General features: G+C 55.7%; 11 protein-coding genes. 5 read left to right on the forward strand and 6 right to left on the reverse strand.

Annotated features, from left to right (window positions below):
- Positions 1–12 precede the first annotated feature (12 nt).
- Positions 13–1,314, reverse strand: coding sequence for an MFS transporter (locus ACPUC8_RS11645; RefSeq protein WP_039336778.1), 1,302 nt, complete (start codon positions 1,312–1,314; stop codon positions 13–15).
- Between the two features lie 387 nt (positions 1,315–1,701).
- Between ACPUC8_RS11645 and uxaC the strand changes: the two genes are divergently transcribed.
- The 3 genes from uxaC to ACPUC8_RS11660 are packed head-to-tail and all read left to right on the forward strand — an operon-like array spanning position 1,702 to position 6,063.
- Entirely contained in the window at positions 1,702–3,117 is a 1,416-nt protein-coding gene (gene uxaC / locus ACPUC8_RS11650; RefSeq protein ID WP_039336768.1) for a glucuronate isomerase, read from the forward strand.
- Positions 3,118–3,119: 2 nt separating this feature from the next.
- Positions 3,120–4,568: a tagaturonate reductase gene (locus tag ACPUC8_RS11655; RefSeq protein WP_494926408.1), complete on the forward strand. Its 1,449-nt coding sequence runs from the start codon at positions 3,120–3,122 to the stop codon at positions 4,566–4,568.
- A 4-nt stretch (positions 4,569–4,572) separates the two neighbouring features.
- The gene (locus tag ACPUC8_RS11660; RefSeq protein WP_494926342.1) at positions 4,573–6,063 is read left to right on the forward strand and encodes a UxaA family hydrolase; all 1,491 of its coding nucleotides are present in this window, start codon (positions 4,573–4,575) and stop codon (positions 6,061–6,063) included.
- A gap of 373 nt (positions 6,064–6,436) precedes the next feature.
- Here the strand turns inward: ACPUC8_RS11660 and sstT are convergent, their stop codons facing one another.
- The 3 genes from sstT to ACPUC8_RS11675 all read right to left on the reverse strand — a co-directional run bounded on the left by sstT (position 6,437) and on the right by ACPUC8_RS11675 (position 10,236).
- The gene (sstT, locus tag ACPUC8_RS11665; RefSeq protein WP_039336762.1) at positions 6,437–7,669 is read right to left on the reverse strand and encodes a serine/threonine transporter SstT; all 1,233 of its coding nucleotides are present in this window, start codon (positions 7,667–7,669) and stop codon (positions 6,437–6,439) included.
- A 228-nt stretch (positions 7,670–7,897) separates the two neighbouring features.
- On the reverse strand, positions 7,898–8,869 hold the full coding sequence (locus ACPUC8_RS11670) for a TerC family protein (RefSeq protein WP_039336760.1): 972 nt from the start codon (positions 8,867–8,869) through the stop codon (positions 7,898–7,900).
- A 380-nt stretch (positions 8,870–9,249) separates the two neighbouring features.
- Complete coding sequence (locus ACPUC8_RS11675) at positions 9,250–10,236, reverse strand: Gfo/Idh/MocA family protein (RefSeq protein ID WP_494926409.1); 987 nt, start codon at positions 10,234–10,236, stop codon at positions 9,250–9,252.
- 139 nt (positions 10,237–10,375) lie between these two features.
- Here ACPUC8_RS11675 and ACPUC8_RS11680 point away from each other — a divergent pair, with 139 nt between their 5' ends.
- A complete protein-coding gene (locus tag ACPUC8_RS11680) occupies positions 10,376–12,055 on the forward strand; it encodes a chloride channel protein (protein WP_039328487.1) in 1,680 nt (559 codons plus the stop codon).
- Here ACPUC8_RS11680 and ACPUC8_RS11685 read toward each other — a convergent pair.
- On the reverse strand, positions 12,052–12,552 hold the full coding sequence (locus tag ACPUC8_RS11685; RefSeq protein WP_494926343.1) for a M48 metallopeptidase family protein: 501 nt from the start codon (positions 12,550–12,552) through the stop codon (positions 12,052–12,054). The two genes, ACPUC8_RS11680 and ACPUC8_RS11685, sit on opposite strands and share 4 nt — an antisense overlap.
- Positions 12,553–12,633: 81 nt before the next feature.
- On the opposite strand from ACPUC8_RS11685, the gene rlmG reads away from it, so the two are divergent.
- Entirely contained in the window at positions 12,634–13,752 is a 1,119-nt protein-coding gene (rlmG, locus tag ACPUC8_RS11690; RefSeq protein WP_039328489.1) for a 23S rRNA (guanine(1835)-N(2))-methyltransferase RlmG, read from the forward strand.
- Here the strand turns inward: rlmG and ACPUC8_RS11695 are convergent, their stop codons facing one another.
- A complete protein-coding gene (locus tag ACPUC8_RS11695; RefSeq protein ID WP_494926344.1) occupies positions 13,753–15,756 on the reverse strand; it encodes an FAD-dependent oxidoreductase in 2,004 nt (667 codons plus the stop codon).
- Between the last annotated feature and the right edge of the window lie 7 nt (positions 15,757–15,763).

The raw sequence follows: 15,763 nt of genomic DNA on the forward strand, positions 1-15,763 counted from the left end.
AGCCCGAGGGGATTAACTGCGCGCGGTGGCCGGTTGCGCCATGTGCGCATCATCCAGTTCAGACACCGGTTGATTTTTCAGTACCGTCCAGATAACGCAGGCACCCAGCAAATCAAACACGGCCAGTGCGGCGAACAGTGGGCTAAAGCCTAAGGTATCGGCCAGTGCGCCGACCACCAGAGCAAACAATGTGCTGGCGGTCCAGGCTGCCATGCCGGTCAAACCGTTGGCGGTTGCCACTTCATTACGCCCAAACACATCGGAAGAGAGAGTAATCAGCGCGCCAGACAGGGCCTGATGAGCAAAACCACCGACACACAATAATCCAATCGCGACATAAGGGCTGGTAAACAAGCCGATGGTGCCCGGCGCAATCATCAGCACTGCGCCCATGGTGACGACCAGTTTACGTGAGACGATGAGGTTGACGCCAAACCAGCGCTGGAACAGTGGTGGCAAATATCCGCCGACAATACAGCCCAGGTCCGCGAACAGCATCGGCATCCAGGCAAACATAGCGATCTCTTTCAAATTGAAGCCATAAACTTTGAACATAAACAGCGGGATCCACGCGTTAAACGTGCCCCAGGCTGGTTCTGCAAGGAAGCGCGGCAGAGCGATACCCCAAAACTGGCGGTTGCGCAGAATCTGGCGGGCGGACATTTTGCTGTTGTTGCCAGTCTGATGCTGTACTTCCTGTCCCGCGATAATGTAATGACGCTCTTCTTCACTCAGCTTGGTTTGTTGCTTTGGATGCTTATAAAACACCAGCCAACACAGTGCCCACACCATGCTCAACACGCCGGTGATGATAAACGCCATTTGCCAGCTGTGTGCCATAATCGCCCACACCACCAGCGGCGGTGCCAGCATCGCTCCTATCGACGAACCCACGTTAAAGTAGCCCACCGCGACGGAACGCTCTTTCGCCGGGAACCATTCGCTACTGGCTTTCAGGCCCGCAGGAATCATTGCGGCTTCCGCTGCACCGACCGCACCGCGCGCCAGCGCAAAACCGCCCCAGCTGCCCGCCATCGCCGTGGCCGCGCAGAAGATTGCCCACAGCACGGCGAATACCGCATAGCCGATTTTGGTACCCAGTAAGTCCAGCACATAACCGGCCACGGGCTGCATCACGGTGTAGCACGCCGAATAGGCGGCAACGATATACGAGTATTGTTGTGTGGTAATGCCAAGCTGGGTTTCCAGCGTGGGTGCGGCAACCGCGATGGTATTGCGCGTGAGGTAGCCGAGTATGGTGCCCAGCGTCACCAGCCCAATCATGTACCAGCGTAGCCCTTTGATCTTACGCATCATTAACCTCTTCCAGTCTGTCGTAATGCTTGCCATTAAAGAGTCAGGCGCACTGCTGTGCGCACTCGGGCGGCCTTGACGAGCAGACCCGCCGCCTTGTTGTTATGCGCTGTGCCATTACGATCGGCATCAACGAGGCGAGAGGTTAACTTGTTATACAACTTTAAAAGTTGAATGCCATCACAAAAACCCTGCATGCCGTGTGAGTTCATTTAAAAAGCCGCTACAACAGCAGGTTAGTGCATTAATGCTGGCTATTTCGTCCATATACCCACAGTGAAACTGTCATTATTGTGAGATGCATCGCAAACAATTTTGCCGATTTGCAAAATTGGTATGATAACTTTGAGTCAGAAGCCAACAGGCACCAAACATGAGGAAGCAGGTATGTCGCGTTTTATGAGTGAAGATTTTCTCCTCGATAGCGAGTTCGCCCGTCGTCTGTACCATGACTACGCCAAAGATCAGCCGATTTTCGACTATCACTGTCATTTACCCCCGCAGCAGATTGCCGAAAATTATCGCTTCACCAACCTCTATGACATCTGGCTGAAGGGCGATCACTACAAGTGGCGGGCGATGCGTGCCAACGGCGTGCCGGAAGCACTGTGCACGGGCGCAGCCAGCGATCAGGATAAGTTCAACGCCTGGGCCCGCACGGTGCCACATACTATTGGGAATCCGCTGTATCACTGGACGCACCTCGAACTTCGCCGTCCGTTTGGTATTACTGATGTGCTTTTGAATGAGCAAAGCGCAGATCGCATCTGGCAGCAGTGCAACGAATTACTGGCTCAGGATGCCTTTAGCGCACGCGGCATCATGCAGCAGATGAAGGTGAAAATGGTGGGTACCACCGATGATCCTCTGGACGATCTCCAGCACCACCGCACGCTGGCGAACGATGCCAGTTTCAGCGTGAAAGTGCTGCCGAGCTGGCGTCCAGATAAAGCCTTCAATATCGAACTCGATACCTTCCTGCCGTGGATCCAGCGTCTGGAGCAGGTCACGGATATCAACGTGCTGCGCTTTGACGATCTGCTGCGTGGCCTCAGCCAACGTCTCGATCATTTTGCCGCACACGGCTGCAAAATCTCCGACCACGCGCTGGATGTGGTGCTGTTTGCCGAAGCGGATGAAAGCACGCTGGATGGCATTCTGGCGCGCCGTCTGCAAGGGACCGCACCATCACAACAGGAAGTCGCGCAATTCAAAACTGCGGTGCTGGTATGGCTGGGCAGCGAATATGCCCGCCGCGGCTGGGCGCAGCAATATCACATCGGTGCGCTGCGTAATGCCAACCAACGCCAGTTCGATATCCTTGGCCCGGACGTCGGTTTCGATTCCATTAACGATGCGCCGCTGGCGATCCCGCTGGCTCGCTTGCTGGATGCGCAGAACCGCAATAATGCGCTGCCAAAAACCATCCTTTATTGCGTCAACCCCCGTGATAACGAAGTGCTGGCGACTATGGCGGGCAATTTCCAGGGGGAAGGGGAGCCGGGCAAGATGCAGTTTGGCTCAGCATGGTGGTTCAACGATCAACTGGATGGTATGCAGCGTCAAATGACGCAGCTGGCGCAAATCGGTTTACTGAGCCGCTTCGTCGGCATGCTCACCGACAGCCGCAGCTTCCTCTCCTACACGCGCCATGAGTATTTCCGTCGTCTGCTGTGCCAGATGATTGGCAATTGGGTGGCACGAGGTGAAGCCCCTGCCGACGAAGCGCTGCTGGGCCAGATGGTGCAGAACATCAGCTTTAACAATGCCCGTGATTACTTCGGCATTGAGTTAGGAGCCTGATGATGCAGCGGCTAAACCGTCACGACTTCCCCGGCGCGCAGTACAGCGAACGCGTTATTCAGTTCGGTGAAGGCAATTTCCTGCGTGCCTTCATTGACTGGCAACTTGACTGGCTCAATCAACATCAGGATACCGATGCGGGCGTGGTGGTGGTGCGGCCGCGCAATCGCGTGGTAGCGGATTCACTGAATCAGCAGGATGGGTTGTACACCACGCTGATCCGTGGCCTGAATGCGGCGGGTGAGCAGGTCAGTGAAACCCGCTTGATCCGCAGCGTGAATCGCGAGATCCAGCCTTATCAGCATTATGACGATTTCCTCGCACTGGCCCGCGCACCGCAGATGCGCTATGTGTTTTCCAATACCACCGAAGCGGGTATTGCCTTTGCTGAGCAGGATCGTCTGGAGGATGCGCCCGCCTCCTCCTTTCCCGGCAAGCTGACGCAATTGCTGTGGGAACGCTTTAACCACTTTGCTGGTGCCGCAGACAAGGGCTGGCTGATCGTGCCCTGCGAGTTAATCGATTATAACGGCGATGCGCTGCGCGATTTGGTGTTGCGCTACATCAAGCACTGGCAGCTTCCCTCCGGGTTTGCACGCTGGGTGCTGGATCACTGCGCGTTTTATAACACGCTGGTGGATCGCATCGTCACCGGTTATCCCGCCGACAGCGCGTCGATATCTGCGCAGTTGGGCTATGAAGATCGCTATCTGGTGGCGGGTGAAGTCTATTACCAGTTTGTGATTCAGGGGCCAGATGCGCTGGCGCAGGAGTTGAAGTTGGATCATCTGGCGCCAGAGGTGAAGTTTGTCGATGATATCACGCCCTACAAAGCGCAGAAGGTGGCGATCCTCAATGGCGCGCATACCGCCATGGTACCGGTGGCGTTTCAGGCGGGGCTGGAGAGTGTCGGCGAAGCGATGGATGACGCTGCCATTGCTGGCTATGTCGACGCGCTGTTGCGCGATGAGGTGATCCCGACGCTGGATCTGCCACGCGATGAACTTCACGCCTTTGCCGATGCCGTGCAGCGCCGTTTCCGCAATCCGTTTATTCGCCATGCGTTGCTTTCGATTGCGCTCAATGGCATGACCAAGTTCCGCACCCGTTTGCTGCCGCCGCTGTTGCTGTCACAGCAGCAAACCGGGCAATGGCCAACTCACCTGACCTTCGCGTTTGCCGCGCTGCTGGCGTTTTACCGTGGCGAACAGGGTGAGCAGCACTGGCCTTTACAGGATGACGATCACTGGTTGCAGCAGTTCGCTGAGCTGTGGCCCGCCGTAAACCAAAACAAAATGCCCCCAGAACAGCTGGTGCAGACCGTGCTGAGCAACAGCCAACACTGGGGCGAAGATCTGACTCAGCGGCCCGGACTTGTGGCCGCCATCAGCCAACACCTGCAAAACATCATCGTCCACGGGATGCGGGCGGCGTTGAACCCACTGAGATAACGCTATGCAAGATGCGATAAAAATACATTCACGCGACAACGTGGCGGTGGCGCTGCGGGATTTAGCAGCTGACACCCAGGTTGAAATCGATCATCAGGTCATCACGCTGCAGCATGAAGTAGGGCGCGGCCATAAGTTCGCGCTGACACCGCTGGCAACCGATGCGCTGGTGATCAAATACGGTTTGCCGATTGCCCATGCCACGCGCCCAATTGCTGCGGGGGAAATCATTCACTCCAGCAACGCACGCACCAATCTGAGCGATCTGGATGAATACGCGTATCAGCCAGAATTCCTCACGATTCCGCCCCAGGCGGCTGACCGTGAGGTGCAGATTTACCGACGCGCCAGTGGCGAGGTGGGGATCCGCAATGAGCTATGGATTCTGCCAACCGTTGGCTGCGTGAATGGTATCGCCCGGCAAATCCTGTCGCGCTTTATGAAAGAAACCAATGAAGCGCAAGGGATTGATGGCGTACATCTGTTCAGCCACCCGTTTGGCTGTTCACAGCTCGGACAGGACCATGAGAACACGCGCACCATGCTGCAAAACATGGTGCGTCATCCAAATGCTGGCGCAGTGCTGGTGATTGGCCTGGGCTGCGAGAACAATCAGGTGGATGTGTTCCGCGATACCCTCGGTGGCTTTGACAGCGACCGCGTGCAGTTTATGGAATGTCAGAAGCAGGACGATGAGGTGGAAGCCGGACTTGAGCGGCTGCATGCGCTGTATAACGTGATGCGCGAAGATCAGCGCCAGCCGGGCAAACTCAGCGAGCTGAAGTTTGGTCTGGAGTGTGGCGGTTCCGACGGTTTCTCCGGCATCACCGCTAACCCGATGTTGGGCTGTTTCTCCGATCAAATGATTGCTAACGGCGGCACCACGGTATTGACTGAAGTACCGGAGATGTTTGGCGCAGAGCGCATTCTGATGAGCCGTTGCCGGGATGAAGCCACCTTCGACAAAACTGTGGCGATGATCAACGACTTCAAGCGCTACTTTATCGATCACCAGCAGCCGATTTATGAGAACCCGTCGCCAGGGAACAAAGCGGGCGGCATCACCACGCTGGAAGAAAAGTCCCTCGGCTGTACGCAGAAAGCGGGCCAGAGCCAGGTGGTGGACGTGCTGAAATATGGGGAACGTCTCAACACGCCGGGCCTGAATCTGTTGAGTGCGCCGGGAAATGATGCGGTAGCCACCAGTGCCTTGGCCGGTGCGGGCTGTCATATGGTGCTGTTCACTACGGGTCGCGGCACGCCTTATGGTGGCTTTGTACCCACGGTGAAAATCGCCACTAACACTCAGTTGGCAGAGAAGAAGCCGCACTGGATTGATTTTAACGCCGGACGGTTGATTGATGGCATGAGCATGCCCGAGATGTTGGCCGACTTCGTCGATATGATCGTAGCAATTGCTAACGGGAAGCCTGCGCGTAACGAAGCGAATGATTTCCGCGAGTTAGCGATATTTAAGAGTGGGGTAACGCTGTAAATTCCCCGGTGCGCATGAATGCGCAAACCGGGCACACAGGTAACACTTTTTGCTGGTCTGCCTAACGTTGCTGTGGGGATCGTGCACGGCCCCATAAAGGCCAGCCCGATCGCAAAGGAATCACGCATCCATGCAGATCGACCGCCGCTCCCGGCGGCGGACGCTTTGCTCTTCGGGCTGGCCTTCACGAGGCTTTTAGCATGGTCATTGCTGTGGCCAGTGATGGCATCAATATTCTCACCAACCTATAACTGCTTACCCATGTGCCCGTTCGTACCTGAATGCGCACCCCACGAAATCGCATCTGTCCATTGTAGGGCCGCCATTCATGGCGGCCAAAATACGCTCAGGAGGCAGGAAGCGATTTTACAAATTATGCAGTGCTCGGTTCCCGTTCCGCTTCCGCCTGACATACCGCCGCAGTAAACAGAATGTCGGTTGACGAATTCAGTGCCGTCTCAGCCGAATCCTGCAACACGCTGATAATAAAGCCGATGGCCACCACCTGCATCGCCAGATCATTGGGGATGCCAAACATGTTGCAGGCCACCGGGATCAGCAGCAGAGAACCGCCCGCCACACCGGACGCGCCGCAGGCACAAATTGATGCCACGAAACTCAGCAGAATCGCGGTGGGAACATCCACAGCAATCCCTAACGTATGTACCGCCGCCAGAGTCAACACCGTGATGGTGGTGGATGCGCCCGCCATACTGATGGTCGCGCCGAGAGGAATCGAGACGGAGTAAGTGTCTTCGTCCAGATTCAGACGTTTAGCTATCGCCATATTCACCGGAATGTTGGCCGCAGAGCTGCGGGTGAAGAAGGCGGTCACGCCACTTTCACGGATGCAGGTAAACACCAGCGGATACGGGTTACGGCGCAGCTTTTGAAACACCAGCATCGGGTTGACGATCAGCGCCATGATGGCCATGCATCCCAGCAACAGCGCCAGCAGTGTGGCGTACTCCTGCAGGGCCTCGAAGCCGGTTGAGGCCAGAATCGAAGCCACCAAACCAAAAATCCCCAATGGCGCACAGCGAATCACACAGCGCACCACCCATGTCGCCGCATGAGAGGCATCATTGAGAAACGCCTTACTGCTGGGGCTAGCGTGACGAAATGCCAAACCTAACCCGATGGCCCATACCAGAATACCGATGTAGTTGGCGTTCATTAACGCCTCAATCGGGTTGGCCACCATGCTCATCAACAAACCATGCAGCACTTCAGTAATGCCAGACGGCGGGGAAATCTCGGTCGCTCCCACTTTCATGGAGAGGTTTTGCGGGAACAGATGGCTCATGCTTACGGCGACCACCGCCGCAAAGAAGGTGCTGAGCAGATAGAGCATCACGATCGGTCGGATGTTGGTTTTCTGCCCCTGTTGGTGATTGGCAATCGAAGAGATGACCAGCACCAGCACCAGCAACGGTGCCACAGCCTTCAACGCGCGAACAAAGAGTTCACCCAGCAGGCCCACCGCCAAGGCGGCATCATGTGAGAACCACGCCAGCGCCACACCGGCAACCAGGCCAATCATGATTTGTTTTACCAGGCTTCCTGCGAACAGCGCGCCCAGACGTCCAATAAAGTTGTTTTGCATAGTTCGGTCTTTTTATAGCGGTATGAATGTTGTGCGCGGTTGCTCCGCGCCTAACGGTTTGCCCGGCGGAGTATAAGGAAAAGTCCTGGTGAGGAAAGAGATAATTCTGTTTGTATGGGCTGGATCGGTTATTTGATCTGCTAATGATGGGAAGTGTGACAGAGCGATAAAAGGTGAAGGTTTAATCTGGCAAAATAATGCAGGGGCGACTATCGCCCCTGCAGCAGATTATGGTGAGATGCCCTTCTGGTCGTTTCTGTGGTTAACCCAGGCGTTAATCAGCAGTGTGCCGCCCAGAATCACACCCACCACCGTCAGTGAGACACCAACCGGGATATGATAGAACTCGACGATTAGCATCTTGATACCGATAAACACCAGCACTATCGCCAGGCCATATTTCAGCATTGAGAAACGTTCCGCCACGTTCGCTAACAGGAAATACATCGCACGCAGGCCGAGGATCGCGAACAGGTTTGAGGTCAGCACGATAAAGGGATCGGTGGTGACCGCGAAGATAGCCGGGATGCTATCAACCGCGAAAATCACATCGCTCAATTCCACCATGATCAGCACCAGCAGCAACGGGGTGGCAAACAGCACGCCGTTTTTGCGGGTAAAGAACTTCTCTCCTTCGAGGTTATCGGTCATGCGCAGATGTTTGCGCAGCCAGCGCACTACCGGTTTATCACCCACCGCTGCATCATCGCCTTCTTTTGCAAAGGCCATTTTGAGGCCGGTGAACAGCAGGAAAGCACCGAAGATGTACAGTATCCAGCTGAACTGCGTCACCAGGTAACTACCCGCGAAGATCATGATGGTACGCAGCACAATCGCGCCCAGTACGCCGTAGATCAAGACGCGACGCTGTAGCTGCGCCGGGATCGCAAAGTAGCTAAACAGCATCAGCCACACAAAGACGTTATCCACCGCCAGCGCTTTTTCCAGCACGTAACCGGTCAGGAAAGCCAGGGTTTGTGCGGTTGCCACTTCACGCCCCGCGGTGCCTTCGAGGTACCACCAGAACGCCGCGCTGAAGAGTAGGGAGATGGAGATCCAAACCAGAGACCAGATAGCCGCCTGTTTGAATGACATGGTTTGAGCGCCGCGACGTCCCTGTAAGAAGAGATCAATCGCCAGCATGATGAGCACAACAACAGCGAAGCTGCCCCAGAGTAGTGGTGTGCCTACAGAGTGCATAGTCGTATCCTGTCGGAAAATAAAAAACGGCTAAGTCAGAAGACGTTAGCCGCTTTTATTAAGCTGCAAGCAAACCTCGCCTTCCGGCAAGGTCTCACTTACAACTCAGAATTCGATTCCGGGTTGCCTGACGACCGGATGCGTTTAGCATCGTAATGACGATCAATCAGCTAATACCTTTCATAATTCAAATTGCAGGTGCGTTGGCTACGTGCATTCACCTCAGTCACTTACTTCAGTAAGCTCCTGCGGGTTCATGTACTTGCCGCCTTCCTGAAAATCGAATTATTTCGGGTAAACAAGTTACTCCCCTTTGCAGCGCTCAACATACGTCCAACCGCAAGCAGATACAATGGGGGAGTGGAAATATTTTGCAATATTTACTGATTAACCTGATCCGCCGGGAACACCACACCGGTCTGACGACGGATTTCCGTCAGCAGTTTTGCCGTGATACGTGAGGTTTCCAAGGCCGGATGTTCAACCTGATGCTGTTCAACCAGACGGGCAAAGGTCTCGGCTTCATACAGCATAGTATTAGTATGCTGGGGCTGCGTCAGCGTCTGGCTCTCACCGCCGCGCGGGATAAAGCGCAGTTGCTGGCACTCAGAGATTTTCTCAATCACCAGCGAACCGGCCTCACCCTGAATTTCACTGGGGATCTGGGAGTCGCTGACTTTAGAGTGCAGCAAAGTGACGTCAAAATCCCCATAGCCCAGTATCACCACGCCGTGTGCATCCACGCCGCTTTCCAGCAGTGAAGCCTGTGCCTGCACTTTTTGTGGCTCGCCAAATAGGGTCACCGCTGCGGCCAGACAGTAGAATCCGATGTCCATGATCGAACCATTCGACCAGCGTGGATTAAAGGTGTTGGGGTTTTCACCGTCGAGGTAACGCTGATAACGTGATGAATATTGGCAATAATTGATCAATGCTTTGCGTAGCTTGCCGAGTTGCGGCAGGGTTTGCTGCAGTTGCAGGAAAGTAGGCAGGCTGGCGGTTTTAAAGGCTTCAAACAGCACCACCTGATGCTGACGCGCGCAGGCGATCATCGCTTCGGCTTCACGCAGGTTTGAGGCCATCGGCTTTTCACAAATCACGTGTTTGCCGTGCGACATAAACAGCATCGCCTGTTCAGCATGCAGCGCATTCGGGCTGGCGATGTAGACCGCGTCAATCTCCGGGCTGGCTGCCAGCGTGTCAAGCGATGTGAAGGTGAGTGTGCAGGGATAGTCGGCGATAAAGGCATCAGCCTGGGATTGCTGACGCGAATAGACGCCGCTTAACTTCATTTTGCCGGTCTCGTGCGCGGCGTCGATAAACTGGCGGGTTATCCAGTTGGTTCCCACAATGGCAAAACGAATCACGGTTAGCTCTCCTGCAACAGTAAAGCGGCAGAGTAGCATGTTCAGCGGGAAGGTCGTCAGACGAAATTTGATCATGCGATCCGCATTCCAATATGATGATGCGGCACAATTTTCTTAACCAGCAAACGGGGACGCGTGGGTGAGTGGAAGTAAACATGCATTGAACTGGACCACGCTGTTAATCGCTATCCCCGTGGGATTTGTCGCCTCGCTGGTGACGCTCGCCTTTCGCGGCGTGATTGATCTCATCAACCGTCTGCTGTTTAACAGCGACAGCGAAATCACCGTGGCGATGCACGTCTGGCCGTGGATCTTTTGGCCACTGCTGGTGGGTGCAGGCGGGGTGCTGGCGGGCTATTTCCTGCGTTTTGCCGTGGCGATCGAGAAACAGGAAACGGTCAAAACCGATTACCTCGAAGTGATCAACGCCCGTCTGGATGCGGTGCCGACCAAAACCTCTCTGTTCCGTGCGCTGTCATCGATTGCCAGTATCGGCAGCGGCGCCTCGATCGGTAAAGAGGGGCCGATGGTGCAGCTGTCGGCGCTGAGCGGCAGTCTGATCGGACGCTGGTTTCCGCAGATGCGTAACAGCGATATCGTAGCAATGGCTGCAGCGGCTGGGCTCTCTTCGGTGTATCACGCTCCCTTAGCGTCCGCGATCTTCGTGGCTGAAATTGCCTTCGGTATTTCGGCCTTACAACGGCTGATCCCGTTGATTGTCGCGTCGGCGGTGGCGGTAATGACCATGTGGTCATTGGGTTTCCGCAGCGCGCTTTATCCGCTCTCCGAAGCGCTATTCCAGATGGATATCAGCAGCTTGCTGATGACCATTCTGATTGGTTTGGTGGCGGGCGGTGCGGGCTGGCTGCTGATTAAGTTGATTGCACGCAGTAAAGCGCAGTTTGCTCGTATCTCATCTCTGCCCGCCCGCCTGGGGTTAGGCGGTTTAGCGGTGGGTTTTTTGGCGCTGATCTCCACGGATATTCTGGGCAATGGTTACGAAGTGATCGTGAAAATCATCGATGGTCACTATGTGCTGGCGGGATTGGTGGGCCTCTTGGTGCTGAAAACCCTGGCGACCACACTGTCGGTGGGATCGAACGCGGTGGGCGGGCTGTTTACCCCTTCTTTACTGATAGGCGCGTTGCTGGGTGTGGCACTGGCGCAGATTGGCGTAGTGCTGCATATACCGGTAGGTAACACCTTGCTGTATGCGGCGATTGGCATGGCGGCGGTGCTGGCAGCAGTCAGTCAGGCGCCGTTAATGGCGATGTTGATGGTGCTGGAAATGACGCTCAACAGCAGCCTGCTGTTCCCAATCATGATTGCCTCAGTGCTGGCCTCGATGGTGGTGTACCGGCTGCAATCCGCCAGCACCTATCCGGTGGTGAGCAATCACTTTAGTCGTTCAGAAGCCAAATTCGACTTCGATAATATGCGCGTGGATCAGCTGATTATCCCCGGCGCGGCGCTGCAACCGGAAGAGTCAGTGGGACAGGCGCTGGCGGTGAGTTCGCTCAAACGTGAACGCTATGTCTACGTGATCAACAGCGTTGGGCAGTTCCTTGGCGTGGTGTCGATTCACGATATCTCACGCAAAGTGCTGACGCAGGAGATCACCCTGGATTCGCCAGTTAGCAGTGTGATGGACGATAACTTCCCGTGTATTTATCAGAATCAGAGTATGCGAGAAGGCTGGGAGGCGTTTGCGCGGGTGACGCTAGAGCGCTTGCCGGTGCTGAACAACCCGCAGGAGCGCCGTTTTATGGGCGCCCTGACCAAAACCAGCTTGATACAGAAGGCGCAGGAGTTTCTTTAAGCCGCGTTGCCGCGCATCGCCTGGTCTGTCATCCACAGGCGCGCATCAAACTCCAGCTGGTGGTAATCCGGTTCCATATGGCAGCAGAGTTGATAAAACGCTTTATCGTGCTCTTTCTCTTTCAGGTGCGCGAGTTCGTGCACCACGATCATGCGCAGAAAAGGCTCCGGCGCCAAGCGGAAGAAGGTCGAGATGCGAATCTCGGCTTTGGCTTTCAGATTGCCACCCTGTACGCGTGAAATGGCAGTGTGCAGCCCAAGCGCATGTTTCATCACCTTGATTTTGTTATCCCAAATCACTTTGCTCACTGGCGGCGCGCTGCGCATATAGCGGCTTTTCATCGCCTGGGTGTATTCGTAAAGTGCCCGATCGCTGACTACATCGTGGGTATCGGGATAACGTTCCTGCAAAAAGCTGCCTAATCGCTGATTATCAATCAGCAACTGCACCTGTTCGAGGATGTTTTCAGGGTAACCCTGCAGATAGATTAATGACATTGGGATTCCCGACGAAAGACAGTATACTGCGCCCCCTTTTTAGGGCGAAAATCGCGCAAAGTGTACCACGCCGGAGATTCCATGAGCCAATTTGAACTGACCGATCGCACGCTGACGTTGCAGCGCTTCCCGCCAATGCGTGAAGAAAGCCCGTTACAGGCGTGGGATTCCGCCGATGAATACCTGTTGCAGCAAGCCCTGCCAGAAGGACCGGTGTTGGTGTTCAACGACAATTTTGGCGCCTTGACCTGTGGATTGGGCAACCGTGAAGTCTGGCACGTGAGCGATTCCTGGCTCAGCCAGATGGCGGCAAAACAGAACCTGCGTCTGAATGAAATGGATGAAGATCAGGTGCACTTTATCGATAGCCTGGCGCCACTGCCGGCCGCGCCTGCCGCCGTACTGATCAAAATCCCGAAAGCGCTGGCGCTGTTAGAGCATCAACTGCGTGCGCTGCGCAAAGTGGTCACGCCTGATACGCTGATCATCGGCGCGGCAAAAGCCAAAGACATTCATAATTCCACGCAACAGCTGTTTGACCGTATCCTCGGTGAGAGCAAAACGTCACTGGCGTGGAAGAAAGCCCGTCTGATTTATTGCACCTTCACGGAACCGAAATTGCCGGAGGTATCAGACACAACGGTTTGGCCACTGGATGATTCGTCTTACCAGATCCATAACCACGCCAACGTCTTCTCACGCGGTTCGCTGGATGTCGGCGCACGCTTCTTTATGCAGCATCTGCCATCAGATATTGAAGGTGAAATCCTCGATCTGGGCTGCGGTAACGGCGTGATTGGTTTACTGGCGCTGGAGCAGAACCCGAACGCTGAGGTGCTGTTCTATGACGAATCCTACATGGCGGTGGCGTCCAGCCAGCTCAATGTGGAAGTGAACCGTCCGCAGGATCTGGCGCGCTGCCAGTTCCGCGTTAACAACGTGCTGAGTGGCTTCCCGTCGGATCGTCTGCACGCCGTGCTGTGTAATCCACCGTTCCACCAGCAGCACGCGGTGACCGATCATCTGGCCTGGCAAATGCTGCGCGATGCCAAACGTTGCCTGCAATATGGCGGCGAATTGCGCATTGTTGGCAACCGTCACCTCGGTTATCACGTCAAAATGAAAAAGCTGTTTGGCAACTGTGAGCTGGTGGCGTCCAATGCCAAATTTGTGGTGCTGCGCTCGGTTAAACTGCGTTAATCACACGCTGAGCGCCAGTTCAGTCGCCTGAGCGATGGCGCGGCGAGCATCCAGCTCCTGCGCCACATCCGCGCCACCAATCAGCCGCACTGCTTTACCGCGTGCGGCCAGTTCATCCGCCAACTGGCGCATCGGTTCCTGACCGGCACAAATCACCACGTTATCCACCGCCAGCGTGATCGCCTCGCCCTGATGGCGCAGATGCAGTCCTTCATCATCAATCTTCAGATATTCCACATCGCCCCACAGCTGCACACCGTGTGCCTGCAAACTGGCGCGGTGGATCCAGCCGGTGGTTTTTGCCAGTCCGGCACCGGGTTTACCCGACTTACGCTGTAACAGCCAGATTTGCCGATCGGCTGCCAGCGGCTGCGGGCGAACTAATCCGCCGCGCGCCTGCATGCTGCGATCGATGCCCCAGCTTTGGTAGAAGTCCTCATGTTCATTTCGATGCAGCAAAAACTCGGCGGTATCGAAACCAATACCGCCGGCACCAATAATCGCCACGCGTTGTCCCACCGGTTTTTTATCGCGGATCACCTCGAGATAGCTGAGCACGCTGGGGTGATCGATGCCCGGAATGCTCAACTGGCGCGGCGTAATACCGGTGGCAATCACCACCTCATCTGCGCTTTCCAGTTCATCTGCACAGACACGATGCTGCGTATGGATCGCCACGCCTGCGGCTTCCAACTGATGGCGGAAATAGCGCAGCGTTTCGCTGAACTCCTGTTTGCCGGGGATCTGCCGGGCGATATTAAACTGCCCACCAATCTGCGCATCGGCTTCATACAGCGTAACCTGATGCCCGCGCTGCGCCGCCTGCAGTGCAAACGCCATGCCTGCGGGGCCAGCACCCACCACCGCGATCTGTTTGCGGTGCTGTGTAGGCTCAATCGGCATCAGCGTTTCATGGCAGGCGCGAGGGTTGACCAGGCAAGAGGTGACCTTGCCGACAAAAATCTGGTCGAGACAGGCCTGATTACAGGCAATGCAGGTATTAATGGCATCGGGCTGCCCGGCTTGTGCTTTGCGCACAAAAGCCGCATCGGCGAGGAAGGGGCGGGCCATCGACACCATATCGGCGACGCCATCGCGCAGTAGCGTTTCCGCCACCTGCGGATGGTTAATACGGTTGGTGGCGATAACCGGTACCGACACAGCTTCGCGTAAGTGTTGTGTCACCCAGGCGAATCCAGCGCGCGGCACGCAGGTGGCGATGGTAGGAATGCGCGCTTCATGCCAGCCAATGCCGCTGTTGAACAGCGTCACGCCGCACTGTTCCAGCATTTTTGCCAGCGTCAGCGTCTCTTCCAGCGAGCTGCCGTTATTCACCAGGTCGAGCATCGACAGGCGGAAGATAATAATAAACTCGTTACCCACTGCTTCACGTACCGCCTGGGTCACCGCCAGCGCAAAGTGACGACGGCGCACGACATCGCCACCCCAGTGATCATCGCGATGGTTGGTGTGCGCGACCAAAAACTGATTAATCAGATAGCCTTCCGAGCCCATGATCTCCACGCCGTCATAACCGGCCTGCTGAGCTAAGCGGGCGCAGTGCGCGAAGTCCGCAATGGTTTGCCGAATCTCCGCATCGCTGAGTTCACGCGGGGTAAAGGGGTTAATCGGGGCTTGTAACGCCGAAGGCGCCACGAGATCGCGTTGATAGCTGTAGCGTCCGGTATGAAGAATTTGCAGGGCAATTTTACCGCCTTCCGCATGCACCGCATCGGTGAGCGTGCGGTGCCAGTCGCACTGGCTTTCCAGGTTAAGGACGGCACCCCCTTGCGCACCCACCCCTTGCGGATTCGGCGCGATACCGCCCGTCACGATCAGTGCCACCCCTTCACGCGCCCGCTCGGCATAAAACGCCGCCAGGCGCTCAGTACCATCGGTATGCTCTTCCAGCCCGGTGTGCATTGAGCCCATCAAAAAACGGTTTTTCAGTTGGGTAAATCCCAGATCAAGCGGGGTAAACAAGTGGGCGTAATGCTCAGTCATGATCACA

Source organism: Pantoea sp. CFCC18177 (assembly GCF_059412425.1).

Coding starts and splice junctions, on each gene's coding strand:
- rlmG (WP_039328489.1), top strand. CDS start 12,634: ATGAGCCAATTTGAACTGACCGATCGCACGCTGACGTTGCAGCGCTTC.
- ACPUC8_RS11670 (WP_039336760.1), bottom strand. CDS start 8,869: ATGCACTCTGTAGGCACACCACTACTCTGGGGCAGCTTCGCTGTTGTT.
- ACPUC8_RS11655 (WP_494926408.1), top strand. CDS start 3,120: ATGCAGCGGCTAAACCGTCACGACTTCCCCGGCGCGCAGTACAGCGAA.
- uxaC (WP_039336768.1), top strand. CDS start 1,702: ATGTCGCGTTTTATGAGTGAAGATTTTCTCCTCGATAGCGAGTTCGCC.
- sstT (WP_039336762.1), bottom strand. CDS start 7,669: ATGCAAAACAACTTTATTGGACGTCTGGGCGCGCTGTTCGCAGGAAGC.
- ACPUC8_RS11685 (WP_494926343.1), bottom strand. CDS start 12,552: ATGTCATTAATCTATCTGCAGGGTTACCCTGAAAACATCCTCGAACAG.
- ACPUC8_RS11645 (WP_039336778.1), bottom strand. CDS start 1,314: ATGCGTAAGATCAAAGGGCTACGCTGGTACATGATTGGGCTGGTGACG.
- ACPUC8_RS11660 (WP_494926342.1), top strand. CDS start 4,573: ATGCAAGATGCGATAAAAATACATTCACGCGACAACGTGGCGGTGGCG.
- ACPUC8_RS11695 (WP_494926344.1), bottom strand. CDS start 15,756: ATGACTGAGCATTACGCCCACTTGTTTACCCCGCTTGATCTGGGATTT.